General features: G+C 72.9%; 17 protein-coding genes. 10 read left to right on the top strand and 7 right to left on the bottom strand.

Annotated features, from left to right (window positions below):
* Window positions 1–28: 28 nt before the first annotated feature.
* The 4 genes from ACFWVV_RS33555 to ACFWVV_RS33540 all read left to right on the top strand — a co-directional run bounded on the left by ACFWVV_RS33555 (window position 29) and on the right by ACFWVV_RS33540 (window position 5,015).
* Entirely contained in the window at window positions 29–1,582 is a 1,554-nt protein-coding gene (locus ACFWVV_RS33555; protein ID WP_384346379.1) for an APC family permease, read from the top strand.
* Window positions 1,583–1,591: 9 nt separating this feature from the next.
* Window positions 1,592–2,803 (top strand): exodeoxyribonuclease VII large subunit, encoded by a 1,212-nt coding sequence (xseA, locus tag ACFWVV_RS33550; RefSeq protein ID WP_384346376.1) that lies wholly within the window; start codon window positions 1,592–1,594, stop codon window positions 2,801–2,803.
* Window positions 2,804–2,912: 109 nt separating this feature from the next.
* Window positions 2,913–3,143: an exodeoxyribonuclease VII small subunit gene (locus ACFWVV_RS33545; RefSeq protein ID WP_384346373.1), complete on the top strand. Its 231-nt coding sequence runs from the start codon at window positions 2,913–2,915 to the stop codon at window positions 3,141–3,143.
* Window positions 3,144–3,263: 120 nt separating this feature from the next.
* Window positions 3,264–5,015, top strand: coding sequence for a sigma-70 family RNA polymerase sigma factor (locus ACFWVV_RS33540; RefSeq protein WP_384346371.1), 1,752 nt, complete (start codon window positions 3,264–3,266; stop codon window positions 5,013–5,015).
* 155 nt (window positions 5,016–5,170) lie between these two features.
* Here the strand turns inward: ACFWVV_RS33540 and ACFWVV_RS33535 are convergent, their stop codons facing one another.
* Window positions 5,171–5,992 (bottom strand): isocitrate lyase/phosphoenolpyruvate mutase family protein, encoded by an 822-nt coding sequence (locus ACFWVV_RS33535; protein ID WP_384346368.1) that lies wholly within the window; start codon window positions 5,990–5,992, stop codon window positions 5,171–5,173.
* Between the two features lie 317 nt (window positions 5,993–6,309).
* Between ACFWVV_RS33535 and ACFWVV_RS33530 the strand changes: the two genes are divergently transcribed.
* The 6 genes from ACFWVV_RS33530 to ACFWVV_RS33505 all read left to right on the top strand — a co-directional run bounded on the left by ACFWVV_RS33530 (window position 6,310) and on the right by ACFWVV_RS33505 (window position 12,567).
* A complete protein-coding gene (locus ACFWVV_RS33530; RefSeq protein WP_384346365.1) occupies window positions 6,310–7,245 on the top strand; it encodes a DUF4190 domain-containing protein in 936 nt (311 codons plus the stop codon).
* 139 nt (window positions 7,246–7,384) lie between these two features.
* Window positions 7,385–8,137: a GntR family transcriptional regulator gene (locus ACFWVV_RS33525; RefSeq protein ID WP_384346363.1), complete on the top strand. Its 753-nt coding sequence runs from the start codon at window positions 7,385–7,387 to the stop codon at window positions 8,135–8,137.
* A 311-nt stretch (window positions 8,138–8,448) separates the two neighbouring features.
* A complete protein-coding gene (locus ACFWVV_RS33520) occupies window positions 8,449–8,628 on the top strand; it encodes an SPOR domain-containing protein (protein ID WP_384346360.1) in 180 nt (59 codons plus the stop codon).
* A 43-nt stretch (window positions 8,629–8,671) separates the two neighbouring features.
* On the top strand, window positions 8,672–9,064 hold the full coding sequence (locus tag ACFWVV_RS33515) for a (deoxy)nucleoside triphosphate pyrophosphohydrolase (RefSeq protein WP_384346357.1): 393 nt from the start codon (window positions 8,672–8,674) through the stop codon (window positions 9,062–9,064).
* 155 nt (window positions 9,065–9,219) lie between these two features.
* On the top strand, window positions 9,220–9,657 hold the full coding sequence (locus tag ACFWVV_RS33510; RefSeq protein ID WP_384346471.1) for an ATP-binding protein: 438 nt from the start codon (window positions 9,220–9,222) through the stop codon (window positions 9,655–9,657).
* A gap of 387 nt (window positions 9,658–10,044) precedes the next feature.
* Window positions 10,045–12,567 carry a SpoIIE family protein phosphatase gene (locus tag ACFWVV_RS33505; protein ID WP_384346468.1) on the top strand — a complete coding sequence of 841 codons (2,523 nt, stop codon included), beginning with the start codon at window positions 10,045–10,047 and terminating at the stop codon, window positions 12,565–12,567.
* Window positions 12,568–12,794: 227 nt separating this feature from the next.
* On the opposite strand, the gene ACFWVV_RS33500 is transcribed toward ACFWVV_RS33505, so the two are convergent.
* The 6 genes from ACFWVV_RS33500 to ACFWVV_RS33475 form a co-directional block, all read right to left on the bottom strand.
* Window positions 12,795–13,505, bottom strand: coding sequence for a PspA/IM30 family protein (locus tag ACFWVV_RS33500; RefSeq protein ID WP_384346354.1), 711 nt, complete (start codon window positions 13,503–13,505; stop codon window positions 12,795–12,797).
* Between the two features lie 54 nt (window positions 13,506–13,559).
* Complete coding sequence (locus ACFWVV_RS33495) at window positions 13,560–15,608, bottom strand: TPM domain-containing protein (protein ID WP_384346465.1); 2,049 nt, start codon at window positions 15,606–15,608, stop codon at window positions 13,560–13,562.
* Between the two features lie 333 nt (window positions 15,609–15,941).
* Complete coding sequence (locus ACFWVV_RS33490) at window positions 15,942–16,820, bottom strand: arylamine N-acetyltransferase (protein WP_384346351.1); 879 nt, start codon at window positions 16,818–16,820, stop codon at window positions 15,942–15,944.
* Between the two features lie 90 nt (window positions 16,821–16,910).
* Window positions 16,911–17,696 (bottom strand): succinate dehydrogenase/fumarate reductase iron-sulfur subunit, encoded by a 786-nt coding sequence (locus ACFWVV_RS33485; protein ID WP_384346348.1) that lies wholly within the window; start codon window positions 17,694–17,696, stop codon window positions 16,911–16,913.
* The gene (locus tag ACFWVV_RS33480; RefSeq protein WP_384346345.1) at window positions 17,693–19,660 is read right to left on the bottom strand and encodes a fumarate reductase/succinate dehydrogenase flavoprotein subunit; all 1,968 of its coding nucleotides are present in this window, start codon (window positions 19,658–19,660) and stop codon (window positions 17,693–17,695) included. The genes ACFWVV_RS33485 and ACFWVV_RS33480 overlap by 4 nt, the downstream gene beginning before the upstream one ends.
* The gene (locus ACFWVV_RS33475; RefSeq protein WP_384346342.1) at window positions 19,660–20,511 is read right to left on the bottom strand and encodes a hypothetical protein; all 852 of its coding nucleotides are present in this window, start codon (window positions 20,509–20,511) and stop codon (window positions 19,660–19,662) included. Before ACFWVV_RS33475 ends, ACFWVV_RS33480 begins: the two co-directional genes overlap by 1 nt.
* Window positions 20,512–20,897: the final 386 nt, after the last annotated feature.

The raw sequence follows: 20,897 nt of genomic DNA, 5'->3' as shown, positions 1-20,897 counted from the left end.
GGGCACTCGACGAGCGTACGGAGGAACGATGGCGGGGACCGCTGACGGGACGGCAGGCGCTGCGGAGGCGGAGGGAGGCGCCGGGGTCACTGGAGTGACGGGGGCGACAGCCGGTAAAGGTCCCGGACTGAAGCGGAGTCTGGGCTTCCGGGATCTGGTCGTCTACGGACTGCTGTTCATCGCTCCGATGGCCCCGGTCGGGGTCTTCGGCACCCTCGACGCCAAGTCGCACGGCGCCGTCGCGCTGGTCTACCTCGTCGCGACGGTGGCGATGGCGTTCACCGCGTTCAGCTACGCGCAGATGGTGCGGGTCGTCCCCCTGGCGGGCTCCGTCTTCGCCTACGCGCGCGTGGCGCTGGGCGAGCGGTGGGGATTCATCGCCGGGTGGATGGCGATGCTCGACTATCTGCTGATCCCCGCCGTCGCCTACCTCTTCTCCGGGATCGCCCTGCACGCGCTGGTGCCCTCGGTGTCGCAGTGGGTGTGGACGGCGATCGCGGTGGTCGTGACCACCGCGCTCAACATGCGGGGCGTACGGGCCGCGGCCCGGGTCGGCTTCGCGGTGCTCGCGCTGGAGATCGCCGTCCTGCTGGTCTTCGTGGTGGCGGCGGCGGTGGTGCTCGCCCAGAACGGGGCCGAGCGGGACTGGCTGTCGCCACTGACCGGCGACGGCTCGCTCGGGTCGTTCTCACTGGCCGCCGTGCTGGGCGCCGTGTCGGTGGCGGTGCTGTCCTACCTGGGCTTCGACGCGATCGCCTCCTTCGCCGAGGAGGTCACAGGGGGGTCCGCAAAGGTCGCCAGGGCGGTGCTGATGTGCCTGGCACTGGTCGGCGTGCTCTTCGTCGTACAGACGTACCTGGTGGCGTTGCTCTGGCCCGTTTCGGCGGCAGACCTCGCGGCCGACCCATCGAAGCAGGGAACCGCCTTCTACGACGCGGTGGACGGGGCCGTCGGGGCGTGGCTGCACGACCTGGTGGCGGTGAGCAAGGCGATCGGTGCCGCCTTCGCGGCGCTGGCCGGGCAGGCGGCGGCGGGGCGGCTGCTGTTCGCGATGGCGCGGGAGCGGCGGCTGCCCAAGGTGCTGGCGCGGGTGGACGCCAAGTCCGGGGTGCCGCGCGTGGCACTCGGGCTCGCGGCCGTAGTGACGCTGGTGGCGGCGGTCTGGGCGGCGCGGCGCGGTGACGGCATGGACCACTTGGTGTCCGTCGTCGACATCGGCGCGCTCACCGCCTTCGTACTGCTGCACGCGTCGGTGGTCGGCTGGTTCGCGGTACGCCGTGAGGAGGGGCCGCCGGTCTGGTGGCGGCATGTGCTTGCCCCGGTGATCGGTGCGCTGATCGCGCTCGCGGTGATCGTGGAGGCGAGCAGGACCGCGCAGGTGGTGGGAGCGGTGTGGCTGGTGGGGGGCCTGGTGGTGCTGTTTGCGCAGCGCGGCCGACGAGGTGGTGCGGGTGGGGTGGACGGGGTGCACAGTCCGGGTGGGGTCAGTGGTTCGGGCGGTGCGGGCGGTGTGAAGGGCGCACGCGGGCCCGGCGGGGGCGGGACCGGTGGACGCGGGGGCTCTGTCGGTGGTCGCGGCTAGCCTTCGTACATGGCTCTCAACGCGACGTCAGCGGACGCTCCTCTGCCGGTCGGCCAGGTCTCCCGGCTGATCGGGGGCTGGATCGACCGGCTCGGTGCGATCTGGGTGGAGGGGCAGATCACCCAGCTCTCGCGGCGGCCCGGGGCCGGGGTGGTGTTTCTGACCCTCCGCGATCCGTCGCACGACATCTCGGTGTCCGTCACCTGTTACCGGCAGGTGTTCGACGCGGTGGCGGACGTGGTCTCGGAGGGGGCGCGCGTCGTCGTGCACGCGAAACCCGAGTGGTACGCGCCGCGCGGCCAGCTGTCGCTGCGTGCCGCGGAGATCAAGCCGGTGGGCATCGGGGAACTGCTCGCCCGGCTGGAGCAGCTGAAGAAGTCGCTGGCCGCGGAGGGGCTGTTCGCTCTGGACCGCAAGCGGCAGCTGCCGTTCCTGCCGCAGCTGGTCGGGCTGGTGACGGGGCGGGCCTCGGCCGCCGAGCGGGACGTCCTGGAGAACGCCCGGCGGCGCTGGCCCGCCGTCCGCTTCGAGGTGCGGAACGTGGCGGTGCAGGGAGTGCACGCGGTGCCCCAGGTGGTGCAGGCCGTGCAGGAACTGGACGCGCTGCCCGAGGTCGACGTGATCATCGTGGCGCGCGGCGGCGGCAGCGTGGAGGACCTGCTGCCGTTCTCGGACGAGCAGCTGGTACGTGCCGTGGCGGCGGCCCGCACCCCGGTCGTCTCGGCGATCGGGCACGAGCCGGACTCCCCGCTGCTGGACCTCGTCGCCGACCTGCGGGCCTCCACGCCGACCGATGCGGCCAAGAAGGTCGTACCGGCCGTGAGCGAGGAGCTCGACCGGGTGCAGGGACTGCGCGACCGGGCGCTGCGCACGGTGCGGGCGCTGCTCGACCGGGAGGAGCGCGGGCTTGCGTCCGCGCTGGCCAGGCCGGTCATGGAGCGGCCGCAGCGGATGGTCGACGAGCGGGAGGCCGAGGTGGACGCACTGGTGGCGAGAAGCCGCCGGACCCTGGGGCACCTGCTCGACCGGGCCGAATCGGAGCTCTCGCACACCCGGGCCCGGGTGGTGGCGCTGTCCCCCGCGGCGACGCTGGAGCGGGGGTACGCGGTGCTCCAGAAGGGCGACGGGGCGGTGGTGCGGGCGGCGGACGAGGTCACCGGGGGCGAGGAGCTCCGGGCGCGGGTGGCGGACGGGGAGTTCACGGTGCGGGTGGTGGAGTGAGCGGGAGGGGGGCTCCCTCTCCTCCTTTTCAGGCGGAGGCTTTCCCTCCCCTCTTCAGGCGTTTTCGGATTTTCAGGTGCTTTCGGGCCTCGGACCTAAGGTGAATCGCATGGCCACTACGGACGAAGCCGCCGCAACCGAAGTCGGTTACGAGCAGGCGCGGGACGAGTTGATCGAGGTCGTACGGCAGCTCGAAATGGGCGGTACGACGCTGGAGGAGTCGCTGGCTCTCTGGGAGCGCGGCGAGGAGCTGGCGAAGGTGTGCCGGCGGTGGCTCGAGGGTGCCAGGGCCAGGCTGGACGCCGCGCTGGCGGCGCCGGGGGAGGGCGACGAGGACTGAGCCGGAGGGTCTCCCGAAGTCGCCGGGTGATTTTTGTTATGGCGCACTCCGCGCGCGGTCTCCCATGTGGTGGAGCAAGATGCCGTACGGACCGAGCAGGCGGAGAAGGGGCGGGAAACCGTGAACAGGGAACACGGAGTCGCGACGATCGTGGCGGCGCAGAGCGGTGACCCGCAGGCGCAGGACGCGCTCGTGGCGGGCTATCTGCCGCTCGTCTACAACATCGTCGGCCGGGCGCTGAACGGGCACGCCGATGTCGACGACGTCGTGCAGGAGACCATGCTCAGGGCCCTCGACGGGCTGCCCTCGCTCCGCATACCGGAGAGCTTCCGGTCCTGGCTCGTGGCCATCGCCATGAACGAGGTGCGCCGGCACTGGCAGCGGGACCAGCAGCCGGGTGGCGTTCCCCTGCCGGAGAGCCGTGAGGTCGCCGACCCCGACGCCGACTTCGTCGGGCTGACCATCGTCCGGATGGGCCTCTCCGGGCAGCGCAAGGAAACCGTCGAGGCCACCCGGTGGCTCGATGCCGACGACCGGGCCCTGCTGTCCCTGTGGTGGCTGGAGGCGGCCGGGGAGCTGACCCGGGCCGAGGTGGCGACCGCGCTGGAACTGGCGCCCGACCACACCGCCGTACGCATCCAGCGGGTGAAGTCGCAGCTGGAGGCCGCCCGGGTGGTGGTGCGGGCGCTGACCGCCGTACCGCCGTGCGAGCGGCTGCGGGAGGTGCTCGGGCCCTGGGACGGGGTGCCCTCGGCGCTCTGGCGCAAGCGAATATCCCGGCACGCCAAGGAGTGCGGGGTCTGCTCCGGCCACCGCAGCGGGCTGGTTCCCGCGGAAGGGCTGCTGGCCGGTTTCGGGCTGGTGCCGGTGGTGGGAGTGCTCGTGGAGCTGGTGCGACTGGCGGTGCGGCAGGACGCCGAGATGCGCGCGACCGGATCGACCGCGACCGTCGCTCAGGGCCAGATCCCCGCCGGCGCCCCCTTCGGAGCCGATGTCCCTGCTGGCGCCCTTTCGGGCGCCGACGTCTACGGCCAGGCTCCTGCCCCGGCATCCGACGCCACCACCGCCTCCGTGCTCGTGGCCCCCACCGACGGCCGTCCCAGCCGGACCGACCTGCGCCGTCGGCGCACCCGCCGCAGACGGCAGGTTGTCGGGGGTGCGGCCGTGCTGCTGCTCGTCGGGGGCGGGATCGGCGCCGTACAGCTGTTCTCGGGCGGTACGAAGACGGCGCCCAGCACCTCCGTGGCGGACGCCGCCCGGACCGCCGGGCCCGCCCTGCCCAGCGCGAGCGGGGCGAGCAGTCCCGCGCCCTCGTCCTCGTCCTCGCCCACGACCGCGTCGCCCAGTGCCTCGGCAACCCCGAGCGCCACCGCCACCCGCAAGACCCCGGCCCCCACCAAGTCCGCCGCCAGGCCCGTACCGCCGCCGGCCGCGAAGCCGAAGCCCGCCAAGAAGCCCGACCGTCCCGCGCCGCTGCCCGCGCCCGCCCCTGCCGGGCCCGCGCAGGAGGTCGTCGCGCTCATCAACTCGGAACGGGCGAAGGCCGGCTGCTCCCCGGTGACCAGCAACGGCCTGCTCGCCACCGCCGCCCAGCGGCACTCCCAGGACATGATCGCGCGCGGCTACTTCGACCACACCAGCCCGGACGGCGACGGCCCCGGTGAGCGGGTGACCGCCGCCGGATACAAGTGGAGCACCTACGGGGAGAACATCGCGGCCGGCCAGTCCTCCCCCGCGAAGGTCATGGAAACCTGGATGAACAGCCCGGGTCACCGCGCCAACATCCTGAACTGCGCCTTCAAAGAGGTCGGCATGGGGATCGCGGGCCCCTCCGGCGGCCCGCACTGGACCCAGGTGTTCGGCGCCCGCTAGCGACCGCGGGGCCGTCCGGCGAGCAGTGCGGGGCCGCCCGCCGCCTCGGCCACGCAGGCTCCCGCCCGGCAGCCCTGCCCGGCAGCCCTGCCCGGCAGCCCCGCCCGGCAGCCCCGCCCGGCAGCCCCGCCCAGGGGCCGCCGAGCGGGTGCCGCTCACTTCCGGAAGAGGCCGTTGAGGTCGTTGTGCGGCACCGCGCCCGCGACGGAGTCGTACGTACCCGACGTCAGCAGCTCCTCGGTGGCCCGGCGGGCCACCGCGTACGCCGCACCCGCCACCGCCCCGCCCAGGCTGACCCGCGCCACCCCCAGCTCCGCCAGTGCGGCGGCGGTGGGGGCGCCCGGGCCCACCAGCACGTTCAGCGGTACGTCGACGGCGGCGACCAGGGCGGCGATGGTCTCCGGGTCGGTGACCCCGGGGACGAAGACGCCGCTGGCACCCGCCCCGACGTATGCGTGCATCCGCCCGACGGTCTCCTGAAGGCGGTCGGACTCCGCGCCGAGACCGAACAGGAAGGTGTCGATGCGGGCGTTCAGATAGAGCGGGATGCCGCTCTTGTCGGCGGCCGCCCTGGCGGCGGCGATCCGGCCGCTCTGTTCCATCGGTGTGCGCAGCCCGTCCTCCAGGTTCACCCCGACCGCGCCCGCCGCGATCACCGCGGCGACCGTCTCGCCCACGCCCTCGGCGGTGTCCGCGAAGCCGCCCTCGATGTCGGCGGTCACCGGCACCCGCACGGCCGCCGCGACCCGGGCGATCAGGTCGAGCGCCCGGTCCCGGTCGAGCGCGTCACCGTCCGGCGAGCCCAGGCTCCAGGCGACGCCCGCGCTGGTGGTGGCCACGGCGGCGGCCCCGGCCTGCTCGATGACCAGGGCGCTGGCGACGTCCCAGGCGTTGGGGAGGAGGAGCGGTGCACCGGGCCTGCGGTGCAGGGAGTGCAGGAGAGTGGCCTTGTCGTGCTGTGCGGTCTGCGAAGTCATGTGCACAGTCCAGCAGTTCGGAGGCACTCCTGGCGCGCGGTTTTCCGACATCACCCCGGGCCGGGGGCGCGCGAGGCGACGGTCCCTCGCGCTCCCGGCACGTACGAAGCGGACCGCCCCTGCGCTCCCGGCACGTACGAAGCGGACCGACCCCCGCGCTCCCGGCACGTACGGGAGGGGCCGGCGTCCAGGCCCCCCGCAAGCGCGCGCCGCTCTCCCGTCCGCCCGCGCGCGACAAACCATTCGGTCCGGCCCGGGGCCCGCCACGTACGATCTGCGCGGCACCCCCCGCACCGCCGACGAGGAGCACCGTACTGATGGCGATACCCCCGCCGCCCCCCGAGCAGCCCTGGAACGAGCCGCAGCAGCCGGGCCCGCACGGCCCGCCGTCCGCACCGCAGCCGGGGTACGGCGCGCCCCCGGGCCCGTCCCCGTACGGCACGCAGCCCTACGGCGCACAGCCCTACGGCAGCCAGCCGTACGGCGGCCCGCCCTACGGTTCCTCGCCCTACGGCATGCCGCCCGCGGCGCCGAAGACGAACGGCCTGGCCATCGCCTCCCTGGTCACCGGCATCGTCTGCTGCGTGCCGCCGCTCGGGCTGATCCTCGGCCTCGTCGCCCTGTCGCAGATCAAGAAGCGCGGGGACTCGGGCAAGGGCATGGCGGTCGCCGGCATCGTACTGTCCTCGCTCAGCGTCGTACTGGTCCTGCTGGGGTTGCTCACCGGCGGCCTGTCCGCGTTCAAGGAGGGCTTCGAGCGGGGAGCGCGCGGCGGCTCCCACTCCGTCGAGGACCTGCGCATCGGACAGTGCTTCGACACCCCCGACGGATCGCTGGAGGGCACCACGTACGACGTCGAGATCATCGACTGCGCGAAGCCGCACGACGGCGAGGTGTTCGGCACCTTCGACATGGCCGACTCCGCGGAGTACCCCGGCGACGAGAAGATCGGCACGATCGCCGACGGGCGGTGCGCCACCGCCGAGGCGAGTTACACGGGCGGCACCACGGGCGCGGCGGACTCCTACTACCTGATGCCCGACAGGAACGGCTGGCGGCTCGGCGACCGCGGGGTCACCTGCGTCTTCGGCGACGAGGCCGGCGAAAAGCTCACCGGAACGCTCCGCGACAGCGGCGGGTCGGGTGCCACCGGTGGGTCGGGTGGAACTGGCGGGTCCGGCGGGACCGGCGGCACCGGTGGGGTTGGCGGCGGCTCCGAGGGGGACGGGGCCGGAGCGGGCGAAGAGGTGTAACCCGCCGAGCCCCTTACCGGGGGGAACATGCCTGCGTAAAGCCGAATCATCACATCGAGTGAAACTCTGGCCTTTGCTTGTGTTCAACAACCCACGGTTGCCAGGCTGTTGCTGTCTGTCAACCTGATGGGAGTGGCCAGTGACATTCGGTGAGCAGCCGGCCTATCTGCGCGTGGCGAAGGACCTCCGGGAGCAGATCGCCGACGGGAAGCTGCCGCCGCACACCCGGCTCCCCTCGCAGGCCCGGATCCGCGAGGTCTATGGCGTCTCGGACACCGTCGCCCTGGAGGCGCGCAAGGTCCTGATGGCGGAGGGCCTGGTCGAGGGCCGGTCCGGCTCGGGGACGTACGTGAGGGAGCGGCCGGTGCCGCGCAGCGTGGCCCGTGCCGCCTACCGCGGTGCCGGGGCCACCACGCCGTTCCGGCAGGAGCAGGCGGCCGAGGGCGCCCGCGGTACCTGGGACTCGCGCAGCGAGCAGGCCGACGCGCCGGAGGAGATCGCCGACCGGCTCGGGATCGAACCGGGCGCCCGGGTGATGCGCACGCGGTACGTCTTCCGGGACGCGGGGGAGCCGATGATGCTCTCCACCTCCTGGGAGCCCCTGGCGGTCACCGGCCGCACTCCGGTGATGCTGCCCGAGGAGGGGCCGCTGGGCGGTTGCGGGGTGGTCGAGCGGATGGCCGCCATCGACGTCGTCGTGGACAACGTGGCGGAGGAGGTCGGCGCCAGGCCCGGACTCGCCGACGAGCTGGCCGAGTTGGGCGGGGTGCCGGGACATGTGGTGCTCGTCATCGAGCGGACGTACTACGCCTCGGGGCGCGCGGTCGAGACGGCGGACCTGGTGGTCCCCGCCGACCGGTACCGGGTCGCCTACCACCTGCCGGTGAAGTGACGGCGGGACGTGTGTGTGCAGCGGGGCCGGTTGAGCGGGCGGTGCGGGCACGTGGAGTGAACGTGTGAGGCGTGGGTCAACTCGGGTTCCACAGCGGTAGGTTGAAGTCCTTCGGGGGCGCATCCAACGGGATGTGCCCCCTTCGTTTCGTCGCGGGTTCGTCAACCCGTCTGCGTTTCTTGGCCAGATCGGTGCCTCTTTGTGAAAAGCCATATCCGGTGAGTAAAGGTCAGGCGTACGCTCGGGCATATGCGTACTGAGGTTTCCTGGGGATCCTTGACGGCGTGTACGCCGGCGGACGGAGGCGCGCGATGAATGACGGTGGCGACCGGCTTCCGTGGTTGGTGGTGCGGCAGGACGACAACGGCAACCGCTACCGCGTGGGCGCCTATGCGACACGCGCGGAGGCCGAGCAGCGGGCCGACCAGCTCGACAGCCGCGGACACAAGCAGCTCTATCTGATCGAACAGGCCGTGACGAAGCGGCCTTAGCCGCGTTTTGGGGCGGTGCCGGCCGCCCCCTTAGGCTCCGCCCATGACGGATCGACTGGTCGTGGGCGGAGCCCTCTTTCATCACGGGCGGCTGCTGGCCGCCCGGCGCAGCGCACCGCCCGAGCTGGCCGGCCGCTGGGAGCTGCCCGGCGGCAAGTGCGAGCCCGGCGAGACGCCCGAGCAGGCGCTGGTGCGTGAGCTGCGCGAGGAACTGGGCGTCGAGACCGAGGCCGTCGAGCGGATCCCCGGCGAGTGGCCGCTGAAACCCGGATACGTGCTCCAGGTGTGGACGGCCCGACTGCTCTCCGGTGAGCCCCGCCCGCTGGAGGATCACGACGAGCTGCGCTGGCTCCGCCCCGATGAGGGCGACGCGGTGGACTGGCTGGACCAGGACCGCCCCGCGGTCGCGGAAGCCGTACGACTGCTGCGGGGCTGAACGGGGCAACGGGGGGCGGCGCACGGGCGAGTCCGTACGCCGTTCGTGCCACAGTGCGCCCACTGCCGGGATAGTCCGAGGTCGATATCGGGTATGTGCTGATTAACCCCCTGAAAATGGACGCACCTCCTGGGGATCCGCTGCTGTTCTGGGATGTGGTCGGCGTGCTGGACACCGAAGGCGCCTGCGCCGAATGGACTTTTCCCGCCGAGCCCAACGCGGTCCGCACCGCTCGGCACGCCGTCCGCGACACCCTGCACGGCTGGGGCCTCGACGAGGTCGTCGACGTGAGCGTGCTGCTGGTCAGCGAGCTGGTCACCAACGCCCTGCGGCACGCGTCCGGGCCCATCGGTGTTCGGCTGGTGAGGCTCGCCACCCCGGCCCGCACCGCCGGAACCGCCGGTGCCGCGCCCGCCGTCCTGCGGGTGGAGGTCTCGGATCCGCTTCCGGATCCGCCCCGCGAGCGGTCGGCGGGCCCCGACGACGAGGGAGGGCGCGGAATGCAGCTGGTGGCCTGCTCCGCACAGCGCTGGGGGACCCGGCGCGGAAAGACCGGCAAGACGGTGTGGTTCGAGCTGGCCCTGCCCGGTTAGAAGTGTGAAGGGACTGACACGATCACGGCAGCAGCCGGCAGGACGTCGATTCAGGTGACGAACTAGGCCGAAAAGGGCCCAGAGAGCGCCAGGAGTACGCCGCGATCGTGAACGCCGTGCCAGCTGGGGCCGTAGTGCTGAATACTGCGGTCAAGGCCGGTTCCGGTGAGGTGAGCTGGAGGGGACGGTCGTGTGAACGAGATACCAGCGGAGGGGCGGCGGCCCACAGCCGGCGCCTTCGACGCTTCCGGCACGCACAGTGCCGACGGTGCCCCGGGGGTCCCGGGCGTCTACGGTGCTGCCGGGGCGGATGCGGGTGCCGGTGCTGGACGTGGGGCAGGTGCGGGCGATCCGCGAGCGGCGGGTGCGGCCACCCCCGGGCGTGCCCTGTGGCAGAGCAGTCCGCCGGGGTCGGTCTACGACTACATCAAGCTGGCGACCTTCTCGCTCGGCGCCGACGGTCTGGTCGAGCAGTGGAGCAGCCGGGCCGAGGAACTATTCGGCATCGCCGCCCGCGACGTCGTGGGCCGCGACCCGGTCCAGGTCTTCGTGCCCGAGGAGCACCGGGCGCGCGGTCATCACGAGATGGCCGAGATCCTCGACGGCAAGGAGTGGACGGGCCTCGTCCCGTTCCGGATGCCGGGCTCCGACGGCAGCGCGGGCGGCGCCGAGGGGCTGGCCGAGATTTATGTGATGCCCAGCGAGACCCGGGCCGGGGAGCGCGGAGCACTCTGTCTCGTGGTGGATGTCACGGCCCTCCGCCGGATCGAAACGGATCTCGCCGCCTCACAGGCCATTTTCGGTCAATCTCCCTTCGGCTTCCTGCTGTTCGGTACGGACCTCACGGTCCAGCGCACCAACCGGCGCTTCGCCACCGTCTTCGGCGGCGTCGCCGACGACCACCGCGGCCGCACCGTGCACGACTACCTGGCCCCGCCCGAGGCGGACCGGGTGGCCGACGCGCTCGCCCGCGTACTGGCGACCGGCGAGTCCATCACCGACATCCAGATCACCGGCACCGAACCCGGCTCCACCGAGCGCCGCCACTGGTCGGTCAACCTCTACCGGGTGCACAGCGGGTCAGGACGCCCCGTCGGGGTCGCGGGCCTGGCCACCGACGTCACCCGGCGCCACCGGGCCGCCCGCGAGGCCGCCGACGCCCGGCGCAACCTCGCCCTGCTGAACGAGGCGGGCGCCCGGATAGGGAACTCCCTCGACCTGGAGACCACCGCCCGCGAACTCCTCGGCGTGGCCGTCCCCGGCTTCTGCGACCTCGCCTCCGTCGACCTCTACCAGGGGCTGCTGACCGGCGACGAGGCGCCGCCCGGCGTCACCGACGGCAGTGCCGAACTGCGCAGGGTTGCCTTCGCCAGCGCCGTCTCCGACGCACCGCTGGCCGCGCCCGGCTGTGTGGGGCCCGGCGAGGACCCGGCGGAGATCACCGTCGGAGCCGTCCACCGCTACCCGTTCGGCACCCCGTGCGCGAAGGCGCTGCGCACCGGGCGGGCCAGGGTGGTGACCGGCGAGGACGGAGAGCTGGTGCACACCACGCTCGCCGTGCCGATGGTGGCGCACGACACCGTCATCGGACTCGTCCAGTTCTCCCGTACCAAGGGCAGCGAGACCTTCGGCGAGCGTGACCGGGCGCTGGCCACCGAGCTGGCCTCCCGGGCCGCCGTCTGCATGGACAACGCCCGCCTCTACCGCCGCGAGCACGAGCGCGCACTGATCCTCCAGCGCAGCCTGCTGCCGCCCGGCGACCCCGAGGCGGCGGGACTCGACATCGCCTGCCGCTACCTCCCCGGCAACACCGCCACCGAGGTCGGCGGCGACTGGTTCGACGTCATCGAGCTGCCCGGCCACCGCACGGCACTGGTCGTCGGCGACGTGATGGGACGCGGTCTGCGCGCCGCCGTCGCGATGGGCGAACTGCGCACCGCCGTACGGACCCTGGCCCTGCTCGACCTCGAACCGGCCGAGGTGCTCTCCGCGCTCGACGAGATCGCCCGGGGCCTCGGCACCCCCAGCGGCGCACAGCACGCCTCCCGGGCCGCCCACAAGTCCCGGGACGCCGACCTGTCCGAGGTGTACCTCGCGACCTGCGTCTACGCGGTCTACGACCCGGTCACCCGCCGATGTACGTTCGCCAACGCCGGCCACCTGCCGCCGATAGTGGTCGAGCCGGGGGAGGAGCCCCTGCTCCTCGACGTACCGCCAGGGATGCCCCTGGGGGTGGGCGGCGAGCCCTTCGAGGAGGTCGAGGTCGAGCTGGCCGAGGGCTCGCTCCTCGCGCTCTACACCGACGGCCTGGTCGAGTCCCGCGAACACCCGCTGGACGAGGGCCTGAGCGACCTGCGGACCGCGATGAGCGGCCCCGTGCGGCCCCTGGAGGACGCCTGCGACCACGTCCTGACCACGCTCGACACCCGGCACGGTGAGGACGACATCGCCCTCCTGATGGCCCGCATCCAGGGCCTGCCCGCCGAGGCGGTCGGCGACTGGCGGCTGCCGCGCGAACCCCGCTCGGTGGGCAGGGCCCGCGAACTGGCCCGCGCCCAGCTGGTCTCCTGGGACCTCGAAGAGCTCGTGGACACCACGGAGCTGCTGGTCAGCGAGCTGGTGACGAACGCCCTGCGGTACGGCGAGGGCGAGGTCAGGCTCCGGCTGCTGCGCGACCGCACCCTGGTCTGCGAGGTGTGGGACGCCGGCCTCGTCCAGCCGAGGCGGCGGCGTGCCCGCGACACCGACGAGGGTGGCCGCGGACTCCAGCTGGTCGGTCTGCTCAGCGCGGCCTGGGGAGCCAGGCGCACGCCCCGGGGCAAGACGGTGTGGTTCGAACTGGCCCTGCCCGACGGGGAGCCGACGGGCCCTGCCGAGCTGAGCGTGGAGCAGCTGCTGAGCATGTACTGAGGTGGCGGGGGGCCGTGCGTGATGCCGGGCCCGCCCGGCTGACCCTGCGGCCGGGCACCCCGCAGGGCCTCCCTCCGCGGGCGCGGCTCCGCCGGGGGGCCGCCCCCTTGCCCGCCCGTTCCGCCCCCGGGGGGCGGCCCCGGCGCCCAAGGGGGCTGGGGGGTAGGGGTGAGAGCGGCGCCGGCGCCCAAGGGGGCTGGGGCGGCCCCGGCGTCCAATCGGCGGGGTCACCTGTTCTTGAGTGCCGCCAGCCTGGCCTCGATCTCCGCGGTGTCGCCCAGGCCGTCCAGCTCCTCGAACTGCGCGTCCAGCGAGGAGGCCGCCAGCTCCTGCTTGCCCATCGCCCGTGCCTCCTCGCGCCGCACCTTGTCCTCGAAACGGCTCAACTCGCTGGTCGGATCGAGGACGTTGATGTTCTTGACGGCGTCCATCATCGTGTTCTGCGCCTGGGCGGACTTCGCCCGTGCCACCAGCTCGTCGCGCTTCGAGGTCAGCTCGGTGAGCTTGCCCTTCATCTTGGTCAGCCCGTCCTTGAGGCCCGCGACCACCTCGCTCTGCGCGGCGATCGTCGGCTCGGCGGTCTTCGCCTCCTTCTCCGCCTGGAGCTGCCGCTGGAGGGCCACCTTGGCCAGCGAGTCGAACTTGTCGGCCTCCTCGCCCGCACCGCCCGCCCGCAGCTCGTCCGCCTTCCTGCTGGCCGCCATGGCTTTTCCGCCCCATTCGTGGGCGGCGTCGACGTCCTCGCGGTGGTCCTGTTCCAGCAGGCGCAGATTGCCGATGGTGGTGGCGACGGCCTCCTCCGCCTCGGTGATGTGGGCCGAGTAGTCGCGGATCAACTGGTCGAGCATCTTCTGCGGGTCCTCGGCCTGGTCGATGAGGGCGTTGATGTTGGCCTTGGCGAGCTGGGTGACGCGGCCGAGGATGGACTGCTTGGACATCGGGGCTCCTTGGGGGGTGGGGGGTGGGGGGTGCGTGGGTGTGTGGGTGTGTGGTCAGAACCGGCCGCCGCCGCCCCGCCGCTCCCGGGTGCCGCCGCCGCCGAAACTGCCGGGGCCACCGCCGGAACCGCCACCGGGACCGCCGCCCCCGAAACCGCCGTCCCCGAAACCGCCCCCGAAACCGCCGCCGTAACCTCCGCCACCCCGGCCCCCGTTGAGGAGGCCGCCGAGGATGATGCCGCCCAGGACCGCACCGTTCAGGCCACCGCCCCGGCCGCCGGAAATGCCGCCTCCGTCGTACGGGCCGCCGAATCCGCGCACGTCCTGCTCCGCCAGGTCCTGGGCCTGCCGGGCCAGCGCGTCCGCCTGCTGGGCCTCGGCCAGGGCGCCCTGGGCGTCGTCGCGCCCGGCCAGGTCGGCGGACTGCTCCAGCCGGCGCTGGGCCTCGGCGAGGCGGGTGCGCGCCTGGCTGCCGACGGCACCGCGGTGGGTGGTGATGTAGTCGGCGGCCGCGCCGATCGCGGACCGGGCGGTCAGCGTGGCCTGCCCGAGCAGGTCCCGGGCGCGCCGCGCGGAACTCTCCCGCTCCCGCGTCCCCGCCAGCGCCTCGTCGAGCGCGGCGTCCGCCTCCTCGACCCGGCGCAGCGCGTCGATCGGGTCGTACCGCCCCGCCCGCACCTCCTCCCGAACGTCGCGTACGACGGCCTCGGCACGCGCGATACGGCCCTGGAGGTCCGCGGTGCTCGTGCCCGGCGTCGTACCGCCGAGCAGCCCGCCGGCATCGGCGAGATCCGTCTCGGTCTCGGTCAGCGCACCCTCCAGCTGCCCGGCCGCCCGGGCCAGCTCGAGCGCCCTGCGCTCCACCGCGTCGACCAGGGTGCCCGCCTGGTCGACGGCCCCCTCGGCGGCGCGTACGAAGACGGCGGCCTGGCTGTTGTCCCCGGCCACCAGGGCCTGCCGGGCCTGGTTGAGGGCGGCCGTCGCGAAGACGAGGCGGTCCTTGGCCTGCTCGACGTGCCCGGCCACGGGGGCCGCGGCGGAGTCCGCGTAGCGGCCGGTCATCGCGGTGAGGGTGGCCTCGGCGGTGCTCGTACGGCCGGTCAGCTCCCGGAAGGAGACTTCCGCCGCCTCCACGGCGGCGGGCGCGTTGCGCTCCAGCTCGCGCAGCCGGTCGAAGTTCGCCGACTCCGCGTCGAGACGGGCATTGGCCTCCGCGCACCGGGCGAGGATCTCCTCCAGCATCCGCCGCTTGGTGGGATCGTCCTCGGGGAAGGCGTCGTCGAGCTGCTGACGGATGCGGAAGGCCGCGGTCAGCTCGCTCTTCGCGGCGGCGAGCGCCTCGCTGAACGGCCGCGCGGCCTCCTCGCCGAACTGGGCCGTCGCGAAGCCCAGCTCCTCCTCGCTGGTGCGTACCGCGTCATCGGTCCCGACGAGGGCCTTCCTGGCCCGGCCGTCGAGCTCGGGCAGCGGGGTGGGGGCGGGCGTGGCAGGTCCGGGCGGGCGGCCGGGACCGGGGGCGGCGCCGGCCCGGCGCTTCCTGCGGCCGAACGCGTAGACCGCGAGCGCTCCGCCGCCGCCGACCACGACGACGGGGAGCACCAGGTCGCCCGCGAAGCCCCGCTCGGTCTCGGCTCCCGAGTCCGGGTCCCGGGGGCCCGGGGTGATCGTCGGGGTGGGGACGGGGCTGCCGGAGAGGACGGCGGCGTACCCGTTCGCGGCACCGATGGCGGCGCCCGCCCAGTCGTTCTCACGCAGGGCGGGCTTCACGGCGGTACCGGAGACCTCGGCGAGCTGGGCGTCGGTGAGGCGGGACGCGTCGTCCACCGAATAGGCGAACTGCCGGTCGCGGGTGGCGATCGCCAGCAGGACGTCGTCACGGCCGAGTCCGTTGCGGGAAGCGGTGGCATCGGCCCAGCTCCTGGCGGTACGTCCGGAGAAGTCACGGACGTACACGACGAAGAGCTGGAGGCGGTGGGTGGCGTACAGCCGGTCGAGCGCCTCGGCGACTTCCCCGCGCGCGTTGCCGAGGGCACCGGCCCGGTCGGTGATCTGCCCGTCGGTGGAGAGGGGCCCGGGTTCCTCGGCGGGGACGGCACGCGGCACGGCGTGGACGGTCTGGGAGGCCTGTGCGCCCTGGGTGACCTGTGCGGCGTGGGTGACCTGGGCCCCGGGGAGGGACCAGACGGCGGCGACGGCACAGAGGGCGGCCGCGAGGGCGGCGGGCCGGGACCTGGCGGGACCGGATATCCGGGTACGACTCTCGGGAGGCGTCACATGGGGGAGGCTATGTCCGGTATGGGCGAGCCGCACCCCGGGTGGCCCCTGGGGGCTCCCGCACCTGCGGTGGGGCCGCCCCTCTCCCGGGCCCCACACCTCCCCGGCGGCTCAGTCCGCCCGCACTCGGCCCGCCCGCACGCGCTCCGGGGGACGTACCCTTCAGCGCTCCGACAGCCGGTCGACGAGCAGCTTCGCCTCCTGCTCGCTCAGCTCGATGCCGAACACCTCCGCCAGCACTCCGGGCACCTCCTGCGGCGCCAGCTCGCGGGTCTCCGGCGGCTGCCCCGTGTGGTGGCGGAAGGTCGAGTGCTTCAGCCCGTCCAGGACGTGCATCCGGTCGAGCCGCATGCGCTGGGCGAACAGCCGGTTGGTGAAGGGGGAGTGGGGGCTGGTCGCGATGTAGTGGTTGGCGGTGCGGAAGTCGACCGGGTACTGGGGGGTGAGCGTCGTGGTGTGCCGGACCATCCAGCCGTTCCCCTCGCGGTCGGTGTCCGGGTCCGTCGCGGGCTGGAGCAGGGCCCAGCCCCTCGCGCCCGGGGTGACCTCCTGGTGGCGGAGCCAGTACGTCCCGCTGTCCTGGCGGACCTCGACGCCCTCCGGTCCCTCCACCAGCTCCATCGGCTCCAGCATGCTCATGCCGAACCCGACGTCGCACAGCCAGCGCCGTCCGTCCTCGGACTCCACCACCAGCATCGCGTGCGTCTCCGGCAGCAGCTTGTCCGCAGGGGCACCCATCACGACCCGCCCCTGCACGGCGAAGAAGCGGTAGCCGAACGCCTCCAGGAGCGCCGCGAACAGGGTCACGTGCTCGTAGCAGTAACCACCGCCCCGGCCGGTGATCATCTTGGCCTGGAGGGAGGGGAGGTCGAGGGGGGCCTCGCCGTAGAGGTACGAGGCGAGGTTGTGCCAGCCCATGGACAGGACGTGCCCGCGATGCAGGGACCGGAGACTGGCCAGGGTGGGGGCGCGGTCCCCCTCGTACCCGATCCGGGAGAGATAGCTGCCGAGGTCGAGTTCTGCACTGCTCCACATGGTCATGCAGAGAGCAGCGCACCGGGCCCCGGAGCTATTCCGTCCGCACCGCGGTCACCTTCCCCCCGCCGCCGAGCCGCCCTCCCGCTCCGCCCGCTACTCCGTCCGCCGCCGGATCTTGTTGCCGAGCCAGACCAGCGGGTCGTACTTGCGGTCGACCGCCCTCTCCTTCAGCGGGATCAGCGCGTTGTCGGTGATCCGGATGTGCTCCGGGCAGACCTCCGTACAGCACTTGGTGATGTTGCAGTAGCCGAGTCCGTGCTCCTCCTGGGCGGTCCGTTTCCGGTCGAGCCCGACCTCCGCCGCCGCGTCCAGCGGATGCATGTCCAGCTCGGCGATCCGCATCAGGAAGCGCGGCCCGGCGAAGGACGCCTTGTTCTCCTCGTGGTCGCGCACCACGTGGCAGGTGTCCTGGCACAGGAAGCACTCGATGCACTTGCGGAACTCCTGCGACCGCTCCACGTCCACCTGCTGCATCCGGTACTCGCCCGCCGCGACCCCTTCCGGCGGCACGAACGCGGGCACCTCCCGGGCCTTCTCGTAGTTGAAGGACACGTCCGTCACCAGGTCCCGTATGACCGGGAAGGCGCGCAGCGGGGTCACGGTGATCGTGTCGGCGGGCGTGAAGGTCGACATGCGGGTCATGCACAGCAGCCGGGGGCGGCCGTTGATCTCCGCACTGCACGATCCGCACTTGCCCGCCTTGCAGTTCCAGCGGACGGCGAGGTCGGGCGCCTGGGTGGCCTGGAGGCGGTGGATGATGTCGAGGACGACCTCGCCCTCGTTCACCGCCACCTCGTAGTCCGCCAGGCCGCCGCCCTCCGGACTTCCGCGCCAGACCTTGAAATGGGCGACGTACTTGGCAGACGACGACGTGGTCACTCGTGCAGCTCCTCTTCGGCGAGGTACTTGACCAGCTCCTCCTTCTCGAAGAGGGCGAGCAGGTCCGGGCGGATGCGTTCGGTGGTCGTCCGCACCAGTTCGATCTGACCGCGCACCGGGTCGGTGGCGGCCAGACCGCCGGTCGGATCGGCCGGGCGGCAGAGCAGGTTCACCGGGCGCCACGCGGAGTCCATGGCGGGGAAGTCCTCCCGGGTGTGGCCGCCGCGGCTCTCGGTGCGCTCCAGGGCGGCCCGGGCGATGCACTCGCTGACCAGCAGCATGTTCCGCAGGTCCAGGGCGAGGTGCCAGCCCGGGTTGAACTGGCGGTGGCCCTCCACTCCGGCGCGCCGTGCCCGCACCCGCAGCTCGGCCAGCTTCTCCAGGGCCAGCGTCATCTCCGCCTCCCGGCGGATGATGCCGACCAGGTCGTTCATGGTCTGCTGGAGCTCCTGGTGGAGGGTGTACGGGTTCTCCGGCGGGCGGCCCGGAGTGACCGAGTCCTGCGCGGTGTCCTGTGCGCTGAAGGGGCCCTCCGCGCTGAACGGACGCAGGGCCTCCGCGGCGGCGGCGTCCACCTGGGCCTCCTCGACCTCCGGCCGGAGCGGCCCGGCGAGCCCGGCGGCGTACTGGGCGGCGTGGAGTCCGGCGCGGCGGCCGAAGACCAGGAGGTCGGAGAGGGAGTTGCCGCCGAGCCGGTTGGAGCCGTGCATGCCCCCCGCCACCTCCCCGGCCGCGAACAGTCCCGGCACCCCGCGTGTGGCGGCGGTGTCGGAGTCGACGGCGATGCCGCCCATCACGTAGTGACAGGTCGGGCCGACCTCCATCGCCTCCGCCGTGATGTCGACGTCCGCCAGCTCCTTGAACTGGTGGTACATCGAAGGGAGCCGGCGGCGGATCGTCTCCGCCGGCATCCGGGTGGACACATCCAGGTAGACGCCGCCGTGCGGGGTGCCGCGGCCGGCCTTGACCTCGGAGTTGATGGCGCGGGCGACCTCGTCGCGGGGAAGCAGCTCGGGCGGCCGACGGTTGTTGTCCGGGTCCTCGTACCAGCGGTCGCCCTCCGCCTCGGACTCCGCGTACTTCTCCTTGAAGACGTCGGGGACGTAGTCGAACATGAACCGCTTGCCGTCGGAGTTGCGCAGCACCCCGCCGTCGCCGCGCACCGACTCGGTGACCAGGATCCCCTTCACGGACGGGGGCCAGACCATTCCCGTCGGATGGAACTGCACGAACTCCATGTTCAGCAGCGGCGCCCCCGCGAGCAGGGCCAGCGCGTGTCCGTCCCCGGTGTACTCCCACGAGTTCGACGTCACCTTGAAGGACTTGCCGATGCCGCCCGTGGCGAGCACGACGGCGGGGGCCCGCAGGATGAAGAAGCGGCCCGACTCGCGCTCGTAGCAGAAGGTCCCCGAGACGCGGTCACCGTCCTTGAGCACCCGCGTCACGGTGCACTCCTGGAAGACCTTCAGCCGCGACTCGTAGTCGCCGGTGGCCGCGAAGTCCTCCTGCTGGAGCTGCACGATCTTCTGCTGGAGCGTACGGATCAGCTCCAGGCCCGTACGGTCGCCGACGTGGGCGAGGCGCGGGTACTCGTGCCCGCCGAAGTTGCGCTGGGAGATGCGGCCGTCGGGGGTGCGGTCGAAGAGGGCGCCCCAGGTCTCCAGCTCCCACACCCGGTCCGGGGCCTCACGGGCGTGCAGCTCCGCCATCCTCCACTGGTTGAGGAACTTGCCGCCGCGCATGGTGTCGCGGAAGTGCACCTGCCAGTTGTCGCCCGCGTTGGCGTTGCCCATGGAGGCCGCGATGCCGCCCTCGGCCATCACCGTGTGGGCCTTGCCGAACAGCGACTTGCAGATCACCGCGGTACGGGCGCCCTGCTCGCGGGCCTCGATCGCCGCGCGCAGCCCGGCGCCGCCCGCGCCGACCACGACGACGTCCCAGTCCTGCCGTTCCAGTTGCGTCATCAGAAGAACCTCGGGTCGTCGAAAGCGCCGGACGCGATCAGGTACACGTAGAAGTCGGCGAGCGCCACGCTGATCAACGACGCCCAGGCGAGCAGCATGTGACGGTCATTCAGCTTGCCGACCCAGCCCCAGAGGCGATAGCGCACCGGGTGCTTGGAGAAGTGCTTGAGGCGGCCGCCGATGATGTGCCGGCAGGAGTGGCAGGAGAGGGTGTACACCCAGATCAAGGTGATGTTGAGCAGGAAGACCAGGGTGCCGAGACCCATGTGGCCCCACTCGTAGTCCTGGTCCCGGAAGGCCAGGACGGTGTCGTAGGTGAGGATTCCGGCGACCGGCAGCGCCGCATAGAAGAAGTAGCGGTGGATGTTCTGCAGGACGAGCGGGAAGCGGGTCTCGCCGCTGTACTTCTTGTGCGGCTCGGCGACCGCACAGGCCGGGGGCGAGGCCCAGAAGCCCCGGTAGTAGGCCTTGCGGTAGTAGTAGCAGGTCAGCCGGAAGCCGAGCGGGAAGATCAGGACCAGCAGGGCGGGGGAGAGGCCCCACCAGCTACCGAAGATCTCCCAGTTGGGGCCGCCCTTCATCGGGACGCAGTTCTCCGCCAGGCACGGCGAGTAGAACGGCGAGACGTACGGGGCCGCGTAGTAGTCCGAATTCGAGAAGGCGCGCCAGGTCGAGTAGACGACGAAGGCGAGGAGCCCGGCGGCGGTGAGGGCGGGCGAGAGCCACCAGCGGTCGGTACGGAGGTGGCGGGCGGGGATGGCGGCACGGGTGGGGCCGTGCACGCCGGTGCCGGTGCCGGTGCCGGTGCCGTTGCTTGCGGCGCGGGGAGAGGGGTCGGTGCCTGTGGCCAACGTGGGCTCCAGCGGGACGGGGGTCGGAGGGGGTGGGTGCGGGTGCGCTTTCAGGGGTGCGGGGCTGTGTCTTTGTGCGGCTGCGCCGCGTGGGCGCGGGCGGCTGAGGTGCGCCCCGTCAGGGGCGCGGGGCTGTGTCACTGTGCGGCTCCGCCGCGTGGGCGCGGCCTGCCACTCCGTGCCCCTTTAGGGGCGCGGGGAACTGCGCGGCCAGCCACGTACGAGCCGCACATGGCCTCTGGCGGTGGCCGGGCTGCCACCTCGGGGTCCGGGGCGGAGCCCCGGTTTCGGGGAGGGGCGGGGGGGGGGGAGGCCCCGCGCAGCGGACCACCCCGGGGACGGAGCGGGACCCTGGCGCGGGGGCCGGGGGGGGGCGGGGCGGGGCG

This window comes from Streptomyces sp. NPDC058663 (assembly GCF_042716745.1).
Classification (GTDB): domain Bacteria; phylum Actinomycetota; class Actinomycetes; order Streptomycetales; family Streptomycetaceae; genus Streptomyces.
The sequence above is the reverse complement of the archived record's forward strand: the minus strand, read 5'-3'. Positions and strand labels throughout refer to the sequence as shown.